This is a genomic window from Anaerosporobacter sp., assembly GCF_965301125.1.
Window position 1 is genome coordinate 16,037 of the sequence record NZ_CBDLAM010000031.1, and the last position, 11,076, is coordinate 27,112.

General features: G+C 34.6%; 11 protein-coding genes. 1 reads left to right on the plus strand and 10 read right to left on the minus strand.

Going from position 1 to position 11,076, the window contains the following annotated elements:
* On the minus strand, positions 1-1,337 hold a 1,337-nt coding region (locus ACW2QF_RS05380; RefSeq protein WP_455714968.1), incomplete at its 3' end, for a methyl-accepting chemotaxis protein.
* Positions 1,334-2,773: a methyl-accepting chemotaxis protein gene (locus ACW2QF_RS05385; protein WP_455714969.1), complete on the minus strand. Its 1,440-nt coding sequence runs from the start codon at positions 2,771-2,773 to the stop codon at positions 1,334-1,336. The genes ACW2QF_RS05380 and ACW2QF_RS05385, both read right to left, overlap by 4 nt.
* A gap of 276 nt (positions 2,774-3,049) precedes the next feature.
* Between ACW2QF_RS05385 and rbr the strand changes: the two genes are divergently transcribed.
* Positions 3,050-3,667 carry a rubrerythrin gene (rbr, locus tag ACW2QF_RS05390; protein ID WP_455714970.1) on the plus strand — a complete coding sequence of 206 codons (618 nt, stop codon included), beginning with the start codon at positions 3,050-3,052 and terminating at the stop codon, positions 3,665-3,667.
* An 86-nt stretch (positions 3,668-3,753) separates the two neighbouring features.
* Here the strand turns inward: rbr and ACW2QF_RS05395 are convergent, their stop codons facing one another.
* From ACW2QF_RS05395 to ACW2QF_RS05430, 8 genes are all read right to left on the minus strand, one after another.
* Entirely contained in the window at positions 3,754-4,017 is a 264-nt protein-coding gene (locus ACW2QF_RS05395; protein ID WP_455714971.1) for an HPr family phosphocarrier protein, read from the minus strand.
* Positions 4,018-4,159: 142 nt separating this feature from the next.
* Positions 4,160-6,052, minus strand: a complete 1,893-nt coding sequence (locus ACW2QF_RS05400; protein WP_455714972.1) for a PTS fructose transporter subunit IIABC — start codon at positions 6,050-6,052, stop codon at positions 4,160-4,162.
* A 90-nt stretch (positions 6,053-6,142) separates the two neighbouring features.
* Positions 6,143-7,045: a 1-phosphofructokinase gene (gene pfkB / locus ACW2QF_RS05405; protein ID WP_455714973.1), complete on the minus strand. Its 903-nt coding sequence runs from the start codon at positions 7,043-7,045 to the stop codon at positions 6,143-6,145.
* Positions 7,042-7,791 carry a DeoR/GlpR family DNA-binding transcription regulator gene (locus ACW2QF_RS05410; protein WP_455714974.1) on the minus strand — a complete coding sequence of 250 codons (750 nt, stop codon included), beginning with the start codon at positions 7,789-7,791 and terminating at the stop codon, positions 7,042-7,044. Before ACW2QF_RS05410 ends, pfkB begins: the two co-directional genes overlap by 4 nt.
* Before the next feature lie 307 nt (positions 7,792-8,098).
* A complete protein-coding gene (locus ACW2QF_RS05415; protein ID WP_455714975.1) occupies positions 8,099-8,551 on the minus strand; it encodes a hypothetical protein in 453 nt (150 codons plus the stop codon).
* Complete coding sequence (locus tag ACW2QF_RS05420) at positions 8,548-9,528, minus strand: DMT family transporter (RefSeq protein WP_455714976.1); 981 nt, start codon at positions 9,526-9,528, stop codon at positions 8,548-8,550. The genes ACW2QF_RS05415 and ACW2QF_RS05420 overlap by 4 nt, the downstream gene beginning before the upstream one ends.
* 55 nt (positions 9,529-9,583) lie before the next feature.
* Entirely contained in the window at positions 9,584-9,772 is a 189-nt protein-coding gene (locus tag ACW2QF_RS05425; RefSeq protein ID WP_455714977.1) for a DUF6472 family protein, read from the minus strand.
* Positions 9,773-10,224: 452 nt separating this feature from the next.
* A complete protein-coding gene (locus ACW2QF_RS05430) occupies positions 10,225-10,974 on the minus strand; it encodes an SDR family NAD(P)-dependent oxidoreductase (RefSeq protein WP_455714978.1) in 750 nt (249 codons plus the stop codon).
* Positions 10,975-11,076: the final 102 nt, after the last annotated feature.

Sequence of the window (11,076 nt, forward strand, 5' to 3'; positions counted from 1 at the left end):
ATATTTGTAATCATAACATCATTTTCTTCTGAAGCAGAAACCAAAGTTTCAATCTCACCATTAATAATATCAAAATTCTGCTTAAGTCCATTAATTAATTGGTATTCTTCCTGCACTACACTTCCCGCTACTTTGGCGCTTTGATCAATATTTGATAATAATCTCGTTAACTCATCCATCTTGTCGAGTCCAGATTTAGCTGATTCCGATCCAGCAGTAATTCGATCCGATACCGTCTCAACAGTGCTTGCTAAATTCATAAGAATATTATGTATATTGCTAGATGCTTTGGCACTCTCTTCTGATAAAGAACGGATTTCATTCGCCACGACAGCAAATCCTCTACCATGTTCTCCTGCTCTAGCGGCTTCGATTGAAGCATTTAAGGAGAGCAGATTTGTTTGAGAAGCGATGGAATTAATTCCATCTAAAATACTAGTGATTCTACCCATTTCATGTAATAATTCATTGGTAGCTTCTTGCGCAGACCCAACTGTATATCCCATTTCGTCAAGTGTATTTTTAACATCGATAGCTCCTGCATTTCCTTCTTTTAAAGCATTTGCAACAACTCCAAATCTTTCATCAAGATCTTTTGCAAGATCATAGTTTTGATCAACCGATACTACTGTATCTCCAATTTTTTCATTTACATTTACAACCGATTGTGCCATACTTCCAATAGCTTCTTGCATCTGCAAGGTAGATATTCTTACATTATCCGCTTGTTCTGATATTGTTTTTACTTCTTCTACTGTATGTTGCAATGCTTCATCTAGCTCTATTGCAACTTGACTTGTGACCTCTTTATTCTTAGATATTTTTTCAAGCATCTCTATAGATTTATTATACATGCCCTCGCCACGATTTGTTGCAAAATATATAACATAACTCGTCAAACCAAATAATAAAGCTTTCGATATTGCACTCGTTATAGATGGATTAATTGGTCCCTCAATGCTTGCCGGTGTAATAATTGCTACTATTAACATCGTAATCGTAGTTGGAATCGCATAAAGTTTAATAATTTTACAATCAAAAAATGATGCTGCCATGGATAATATGGCGTAATTAGTAAGAATTGCTGCGGAACTTCCTCCAATTACTATAGAATACATTATAGTACATAACGAGACACTCCATAACATTAAATAAGCTTTTCGTTCTGGCCGTAATTTAGATAAATATATTCCAACTGTTAGCAAAATCCCAATCAAAAGACCAGAGATGGCAATTAACGTTTTTAACGTTAACCTATATCTAAAGATAGCCATAACTATCAGCGAAATTACACCACAAATAATAATTATTAAGTTATTCTTTAATATTTTATTCATTCCGTTTCTCCTACTAACTGCATAGCCATATTCTCAATATTCTCAAGTTCATTTGTAAATTTATTAATTGCTTCATTCTGAACAGTAATGTTTTCTGATATACTTGTTATCATTGCATCATTCTCTTGAGATGTAGCAACTAAAGTTTCAATCTCACTAGTAACAAGATCAAAATTCTTCTTAATACCATTAATTATCTGATACTCCTGTTGTACAATAACTTCAGCAGCGTTGGCATTTTGTTCAATATTCTCTAGTAATTTCACTAATGTATTCATTTTGTTTACACCAGTCTTAGCTGATTCTACTCCCGCTGTAATTCGATTTGAAACACTTTTTACCGTATTCGTTAATGTCGTGACTATCGTCCTAATATTACTAGCCGATTTTGCACTCTCTTCTGATAAAGCTCGAATCTCATCAGCTACTACAGCGAATCCCTTCCCATGTTCACCAGCTCTTGCGGCTTCTATGGAAGCATTCAATGATAATAAGTTTGTTTGTGATGCTATTGAATTAATCTCATCTAGAATACCAGTTATCTTACTCATATCTTGTAACAATATTTCAGTAGCTTGCTGAGCACTACCAATTGTATTCCCCATTTCATCAAGGGATACTTTCATATTTGTAGCACCAGTATTTCCTTCCTTAACAGCTAATGTAACATCATTAAAACTTTGATCTAATTTGTTGGCAAGCTCATAGTTATTGTTGATTGCTATAACTGCATCTCCAATTTTGTCGTTCATAGTAACTACTGCATTCGTCATACTTGCTACTGCCTTTTGCATCTGCACTGTAGATACCTGAACGCTATCCGCTTGTTTTGCCATTGTATGTACTTCTCCTGCTGTATGTTCAAGTGAGTCATTCAGACTATTAGCAACTTTCATTGTCATGTCTTCATTGTGAGATATTTCCTCCACCATGATCATGGACTCCTTGTACATAGACTCGCCACGCTTTGTTGCAAGATAAATCACTATACTTGCTATCCAAAATAATATTACTTTTTCACTTGCTGCTAAAATCGTTGGACCATCAGATCCTTCAATTGCAGCTGGCATAATTATTGCTAATACCATCTGTATTATATCTACAGGTATTATAAATTTTAGTACTAGCTTACTATTAAAATAAGACGTTGCCATTGCTAAAAGAACATAAGCAGATACTGCAGCTGTTGAACTTCCACCAACTGAGATCGAGTATGCCCAAATACAAATAAAAGTTATACCAAGCATTCCAATCGCTCGTTTTTCATAATCAATTTTAAGATAATAATTAATCAAATTGAGTATGCAGCCTGCAATCAGACAACCAGCCGCTATTACTGTTTCCTTTGATGCCCCATATTTTATGGCCGTCATACATAATAGCACAATCATACAGCCAACTACGATTTTTAAATTGTGTTTTAATATGCGCTCCATTTTACCTCCTAAAAGTTTCTATTTGATACTGTTTTTTACATTTTAATTATAACATTTATGTACTTAATTAATCAAGTGCTATCTTACATTATATAAATTTCCATTAAATTTATTAACTCAAACTTCGCACATAAAAAACTTCATTTACAGCAGTTACCTACTACTCGAAATCTTCAAGTGCGAAGTTTGAGTTATTAAGTATAGTTTTCTGCCAAATATGAATACTATTCTTGTTATGAATTATTAATAATTATTAATATGAAAAGAGGGAATTGTATGTCAGTCGATTTTAAAACAAGTGAAACGAAAGAAAATCTAATGCGTGCTTTTGCAGGAGAAAGTCAGGCTCGTAACCGCTATACTTTTGCTGCAGAAGTGGCACACAGACAAAAACAAAAAACAGTGGAGGAATTGTTTACATTCACAGCCGATCAAGAACGAGCTCATGCTAAGGTATTCTATGATTTACTTCAAGAATTTTCTGGAGAGAATATTGAAATATCCTCAGCGGCTTATCCAATTAATATATCCGAGAACCTTGAGGACCTTTTAAACTTTGCTAAACACAATGAATATGAAGAAGCCAATGATGTCTATCTAAAATTTAGCCAAAAAGCTCAAGAAGAGGGTTTCCAAAAGGTCGCATATGCCTTTACTGAAATTGCGAAAGTTGAGCAAATACACTGCGACCGTTTTGAAAAACTAGCTGAATTATTAAAAAGTAACCAGCTCTATACTGCAACCTCACCATCCGTTTGGATTTGCGTGAATTGTGGCTATATCTTCGAAGGTACCAATGCACCTTTGAAATGTCCTGTTTGTATGTATGAGCAAGGATATTTCTTACCTGTTGATTTAATCAGTTGTAAAGATTTTATAAAAGGTAAAAAATAAATAGAGTTGCACGCAACTCTATTTATTATTATCTTAGCTCTCTATCCAGTATTGGTGCGGGTGCAACGCACCTCGCACCCTAGGATTTACTCACCAAATCCATTGTTGTATAATTCATCAAATTTAGCTAATGCTGCTTCTTCATCTGTTCCATTACATTGTACTTCAATTTCAGTACCACATTTAATGCAAGCTGCCATTACGTTCATAATACTTTTAGCATTAGTTGGAGCTCCATTAACTACAAGTTTAACATCCGAGTCAAATTTCATCATTTCTTTTGTTAACATACCTGCTGGTCTCATATGGATTCCTTGTTCATTTTTAATAGTATATTTTTTGCTTACCATTTTTTATCTCCTTTTAACCTATTTATTTTAGATAACAAATTGCGAAACTCTTTGTATTAAAAGAAGAATTTCGCAATTTATTTTGTTAATTTAGGTTATTATATCTCTATTTATTATTCTTATCCCTTAATGATACATTCATTTATTTGTTAAGTGGTTTCTTTAACAATGATAAAATTAACATACCAACTACAGATCCAACTACTAATGCTATCACATAACCTAATACATTACCTACTACAGGGAACACGAAGATTCCTCCATGAGGAGCACGAAGTGTACATCCCATTGCCATTGAAATTCCACCAGCAACCGCTGAACCGATAATACAAGAAGGAATTACACGAAGTGGATCTGCTGCTGCATAAGGAATTGCACCTTCTGAGATGAAACATAATCCCATGATGTAGTTTACAAGACCAGATTTTCTATCTTTTTCAGTCCATCTATTCTTGAAGAAAGTTGTTGATAATGCAATTACTAATGGAGGAATCATACCACCAACCATAACTGCTGCCATGATATCATAATTACCATTGGCAATTGAGGCTGTTCCAAATACATAAGCTGCCTTGTTGAATGGTCCACCCATATCAATTGACATCATTCCTCCTACAACACAGCCAAGTAGTACTTTACTTCCACTTCCCATTGAATTTAACGCGTCTGTTAATGCTGTATTAAGTCCTCCTACTGCTGGATTAATAGCACACATAATTAAACCAATTAGGAAGATACCAAAAAGAGGATATAACAATACTGGCTTAATACCTTCTAAACTGTCTGGTAACTTGTTACATAGTTTCTTTAATCCAACTACTAAATAACCGCCAATAAAACCTGCTAATAATGCACCTAAGAAACCAGCTGGAACTCCTGTTTCTGCTGTTAATGTCATACCTGTTGAGGCAATGGAACCACCAACAAAACCAATAGCTAAACCTGGTCTATCTGCAATACTCATAGCAATATATCCTGCAAGAATTGGTAGCATGAAATTAAATGCTGCTCCACCTACTCGCTTAAAGAAAGCTGCTACAGGTGTATTCGTACCGAAGTTTGCTGGATCAATTGAATAATCATCTAATAAGAAAGCTAACGCGATTAAAATACCACCACCGATAACAAATGGTAACATATGAGATACACCATTCATTAAGTGCTTATATAATTGTCTACCAAAGCTTTCATTTCCTTCATTACCTTCACTTGAAACTTCTCCAGAATGATGGTAGATTGGTACTTCTTTATTAATAATCTTCTCTATTAATTCTTGTGGCTTATGAATGCCATCAGCTACTTTAACTTTAAGTACAGGCTTTCCATCGAATCTTGCCATATCAATATTCTTGTCTGCTGCAACAATAATACCATCTGCTGCTGCAATCTCTTCTTTTGTTAAGATATTCTTTGCTCCACCTGATCCGTTGGTTTCTGCCTTCAATGTATACCCTAGATCTTTTGCTTTTAGCTCTAAACTCTCAGCTGCCATAAATGTATGTGCAATTCCTGTTGGACAGGCAGTTACTGCTAAGATACGATATCCTTTTGATTCTTTTTTCTCTGGCTCTCCGAATTTCTCAATTTCTTTTTCATTAATAATCGATAAAAATTCTTCAGACGTTTTTGCATCTAATAAACGTTGTCTGAACACAGGATCCATTAGCATTACATTAAGGTTAGATAATACTTCAAGATGAACATCTCCTCCTTGTTCTGGAGCAGCAATCATAAAAATTAGTTTACTTGGTGCACCATCCATAGCATCACAATCCACACCTGCTGGTACTGTCATTGCTGTAAGTCCAGGTTTTACAACTGCTTTGTTTTTTGCATGCGGAATTGCTAGTCCTTCTCCAATTGCTGTGGTTCCTAGCTCTTCTCTAGCAAGAATACCTTTTTTGTATTCTTCTTTGTTATTAACATTACCAACTTTGGCATGTAAATCAACCAAAATCTGTAATGCTTCATCTTTTGAATTTGGCGATGCGTTTAAAGCAATCGCGTCTTTTTTTAGAAGGTCTGTTACTCTCATACTACCAACTCCTATCATTAATTTAATTTGTTATGTTTCATATCAATAAAATTGTTCTCTATGAGACACTAATCAAATTTCACTTTAGTATCATAGACTTTGTAATAAAGATTCAATAAGTTCTCTATTACCTAGCCCAGACGAGAATGCTGTTGCACTCCCTGAAGCCGTACCCAAACGTAATGCTTCATTATAATCACCTGTTTGAATATAACCCGCTAGGAAACCTGCTACCATAGAATCTCCTGCACCTACGGAGTTAACAACTTTACCGCTTGGAACTCCCATACGATGTACAAGGTTATTCTCATCTATTAAAATTGCTCCATCTCCAGCCATTGAGATTAGCACGTTACGAGCGCCCATATTTTGTAACTCATGTGCATATTTAATAATATCATCTTCTGTTTCTATCGTAACGCCAAACATTTCTCCTAGCTCATGGTTGTTAGGCTTAATTAAGAATGGTTTGTATTTAAGGACATTTTTTAATAAATCATTGGTAGCATCCACCACAAAACAAATACGTTTCTCAAATAATCGTTCCATAATCTGCTCATATATATTATCTGGTAATGTGCTTGGTATACTTCCTGCCAATACTAAAGTATCACCTTCCATTAATTGGTCTAACTTCTCAAACAATTCATTAATAGCAGTATCAGGAATCGAAGGACCATTTGCGTTAATCTCTGTTTCACTATCTGCTTTAATCTTAAGATTGATACGGCTTAGGCCTTCTGGTAATCGTATGAAATCTGTCTGAATTCCTTGTGACTTAACACCTTGTTCAATCTCTTCTCCTGTAAAACCAGCTATAAATCCAAGCGCAACACTGTCTAACCCAAGTGTTTGTAACAACACAGACACATTAATTCCCTTACCACCATAGTAAACTTCTTCACTCGTTGTTCTGTTTACATGCCCAGTTATCAATTTCTCTACTCTTACTACATAATCCAGTGCTGGGTTAAATGTTACTGTATAAATCATTGCTTGCATACCTCCTTTACAATTGCGACTTCTTTATATTCTTCATTTGGCACATAGTCCGTTATAATACACACTTGATCAATCGACGCAAACGTCACAGATGTAACCTTATCAAACTTCGAATGATCAGCTAATATATATGTCATATAGCTACGAGAAGCTGCTTCCTTTTTCATAAGTCCTTCTTCAATCTCAGGTGTTGTCATTCCTTGATGAATGCTAATACCATTTGTTCCTAAGAATACTTTTGTGAAATTATACATTCTAAGGTTATGTATACCTTCTGCCCCTACTAACGCCTCTGTTGAAAGCTTCAATTCACCGCCAATCACATAAGCCCTACAACCTTTTTGGACTAACTTCTTAGCATGTACAAAACCATTCGTTACATAAACAGCTTTCGTGTTCGATATATAATCAACAAGCTTTAAAGTTGTAGTCCCTGCATCAATATACACAAAATCATTATCTTTTATTAAGGATGCCGCATAACGTCCTATTTCATTCTTCTCCTCGATATTCAATGATGATTTTGTCTCTACATCCTCTTCCAAGGTAGCTATATTCTCTAATACTGTTGCTCCTCCATGTACCTTGTTAAGCTTCCCCATCTCATGTAGTGTAATAAGATCTCTTCGTATCGTTGATTCCGACGCATTTAGTTCTTTCGTAAGTTCTGTTACTGTTACAGCTTTTCTTTCTTGCAAAACTTGAAGTATTAGGTTGTGTCTTTCCTGTGTTAGCATATTCATTCTCCCCTCGAATTTTCACTACTAGTATAGCATTATAATACCATCATTTTCTTTCAATGTCAATCATATTCTTTCATTTTCAGTCAAATAAGTTCATATGTAATCGTATTTCTATATTATTCTGTCATTTTCATTCATTATAAGTCAAAAGCAGTAATCGCCTATTTTTAAAATAAGAAGGTAAAAAATAAATAGAGTAGCCAAACTACATGAAACCACTCACTGTCTTCTAGACAAAAGGTTCTCATGAAGCTTAACACTCTATTTATTATTATCTTATTATTATCTTTTTATTTATTTTTTACTTATAGAAACATTGAAATTTATTATCATAATTTCCCCAAACAGTACAAGGTTGTTTGCAGAAATAATACGTGCAAAATAAAGACTCTGTAAGATTAAATTCCATAGTTAATTCAAACAATTCTTCAGTTAGGGGTAAAAACAACAACTCTTTACATTTTTCATAATGCTTCAGCGCCTCTCTTCCTGTAATAGACAAGACATTGCGAATTCGTTCTTGTTCTTCTGGTAATAATGTACCATAATACCAATCTACATATGCATGATCTTTACCGTTATCTTCCCAAAGAGCACGCACCATATTCTTTAGCTCTGCCTCCGTTCCCTCAATTACCTTACATTGATACTGACGAAATCCTTCTTCAATTCGTTCAAAGTAAATAGCTCCTTCTTCTACTAATTCCTTCCTATCAATAGCACCTAATAATCTATAGTCTTGTTTATTTGTCATCTTATCCTCCTACTCTCATTAGTTCTTTGATAATTAACAATAAAAATTCCCATACAAACTAAAACTAATGCTATCAACCCTTTCATCCCAAAAGTCTGGTTATCCTCATTTAAAAATATAGATGATAATATTACTCCACTGATTGGATTAACAAATCCAAAAACCGCAACTTTAGATACCGGATTATATTTTAAAAGAATTCCCCATAGCGCGTATGCCACAGCTGACACCATAGCTAGATAAATTAACATACCAATTCCTTTACCAGTAATAACTGTAAGTTTTCCGCCCCATACTCCCCCAAGTAACATCATAATAAGGCCACCCACAAAGAATTGATAGCCACTTAATACTACTGGATTTTCATCTTTAGAATAACTTTTTATAAAAACTGATGATATTGCGTTTGCTACTGCACTTAACAAAACGAAACCTTCACCAGTAAACTTCATATGCAAATCTAATCCATCTTTAGCAAGGTTAATAATTACAACACCAGCAAATCCAAGTATACATCCAATAATCTTTTTCCAAGATAGTTTTTCTAGCCTAAAGAACACACATGCAATAATGATTGATATAAATACATTCGAACCTCCAATAATGGCAGCCTTCACTCCCGATGTATTCGCTAATCCTATATAAAAGAAAATATATTGTAATACCGTTTGAAACAAAGATAATATAAAAATCTTATTCAATGATTGTCTCTTTGGTGTTAAAATCTTGCGACTCATCACACTTCCTAATACTATAGTAAAGATTCCTGATAACGCGAAACGACACCCCGCAAATAAAATCTGAGACGCAGAATCGTTTCCACCAATTCCAAAATATCCATATCCTATCTTAATTGCTGGAAATGCACTCCCCCATAATATACAACATATTGTTGCAATCAAGCATACAATCGCTGTATTCTCCAAATAATTGCCTTTTAGTTTCCCATCTGTCATTGTAATATCCAACCCTTTCATGAATGACCTATTGTGTAAATAAAATTAGTTCTGTTTTCTTCCAGCCCCCTTTTGATTACATCTGCTTCCTTACAACCTTATATTCATCATCAAGTTGGAAATACGGACAATTATAGAATTTATCTTGTAAAAATCGGACCATCTCATCTTCATCTAAATTTACTTCACACTGATAGTATCCATATTCTTCATCATATACATAGTTGCTACAACATTCGCAATTTGATTTTGTCTTGGGATTCATCTTATAACTCCTTCTTCTTATATTATAATAAAGTAGATAAGCAAAACTCTCAATAAACTAGACTTACTTCTTAGCTGACGTACTATGACTAAGAAACGATAGCGAAACATCTATAGTACTTCTTAGTGTGTACTGCATAACCTAGGAATGCCAGGCATGGAATCCTGGCAAGCCGTGCGATGTTGTAATTAACAATTTTAATTAACCTTTATGTCATCGCACTAGGGAGGCAGCATGCCGAATCGAAGGCGTTTCCGTAACTTATAGATATCTTGAGTACACACTTAGAAGTACTTAGGTGTGCAGCGTGTTTCGTGTCATAGTACGTCAGATAAGAAGCCATGGAAACTTAAATAGAGTTTTGCCTCACGAAAAATGGTAATCTAAATATATGTCATTTAGATTACCACATTAAATTCTATATTACAAGTTTCCTAATTTCGATTAAAAAATTAATTCTTAGCTGCGCCATCTACGGATAAAACAACACCAGTGATATAACTCGACATATCACTGCCTAAGAATACGAATGCATCAGCTACTTCTTCAGGCTCACCCATTCTACCAAGTGGAATTGTATTAATTAATGGTTTAATAAGAGCCTCTGGCAAACTAGAAACCATATCTGTTCTTGTAATGCCGGGTGCTACTGCATTGACACGAATATGATAAGGTGCTAGTTCTAGTGCTAATGATTTTGTCATACCATTAACCGCAAACTTAGAAGTTGGATATCCACAACCAGTACTTTGTCCAAAGAGGCTAACCATTGAACTTGTATTAAGAATAACTCCACCACCTTGTTCTTTCATAAACTCAGCAACAACTTGAGAACAATAGAAAACAGCATTTACATTCAAATCCATAATCTTTTGAAAATCTTCTTGTTTGTAGTCAAAGATTGAATCTCTAGAGGATATACCAGCATTATTTACTAAGATATCAATTGAACCATACTCTTTCTTTACATTCCCAAAATCTTTCTTAATATCTTCCGGATTACATAGATCAGTCCAGATACCAGATACCTTACATGAAGGATCTTCAGCCTTTAATGCTTCTACTGCTTTCTTCGCTGTCTCTTCTCTTGAACCAGAAAGTACTACTGTAGCTCCCTGTTCCAAATACTTTTTAACGATTGCTAATCCAATACCTCTTGTTCCACCTGTTACAATTGCAACTTTTCCATCAAGTAACTTCATAGTGTTGTCCTCCTATTGAACAATGTTCTTAAATAAATAACATCACTCTTGTACATAATGTATTTATTATTAAATCGCCTATGGCGTTTTAACCGAAATTAC

Excerpts from the sequence above, each read along its gene's own strand:
- ACW2QF_RS05415 (WP_455714975.1), bottom strand. The coding sequence starts at position 8,551 with ATGACAAATAAACAAGACTATAGATTATTAGGTGCTATTGATAGGAAG.
- ACW2QF_RS05430 (WP_455714978.1), bottom strand. The coding sequence starts at position 10,974 with ATGAAGTTACTTGATGGAAAAGTTGCAATTGTAACAGGTGGAACAAGA.
- ACW2QF_RS05385 (WP_455714969.1), bottom strand. The coding sequence starts at position 2,773 with ATGGAGCGCATATTAAAACACAATTTAAAAATCGTAGTTGGCTGTATG.
- ACW2QF_RS05425 (WP_455714977.1), bottom strand. The coding sequence starts at position 9,772 with ATGAATCCCAAGACAAAATCAAATTGCGAATGTTGTAGCAACTATGTA.
- pfkB (WP_455714973.1), bottom strand. The coding sequence starts at position 7,045 with ATGATTTATACAGTAACATTTAACCCAGCACTGGATTATGTAGTAAGA.
- ACW2QF_RS05410 (WP_455714974.1), bottom strand. The coding sequence starts at position 7,791 with ATGCTAACACAGGAAAGACACAACCTAATACTTCAAGTTTTGCAAGAA.
- ACW2QF_RS05400 (WP_455714972.1), bottom strand. The coding sequence starts at position 6,052 with ATGAGAGTAACAGACCTTCTAAAAAAAGACGCGATTGCTTTAAACGCA.
- ACW2QF_RS05395 (WP_455714971.1), bottom strand. The coding sequence starts at position 4,017 with ATGGTAAGCAAAAAATATACTATTAAAAATGAACAAGGAATCCATATG.
- rbr (WP_455714970.1), top strand. The coding sequence starts at position 3,050 with ATGTCAGTCGATTTTAAAACAAGTGAAACGAAAGAAAATCTAATGCGT.
- ACW2QF_RS05420 (WP_455714976.1), bottom strand. The coding sequence starts at position 9,528 with ATGAAAGGGTTGGATATTACAATGACAGATGGGAAACTAAAAGGCAAT.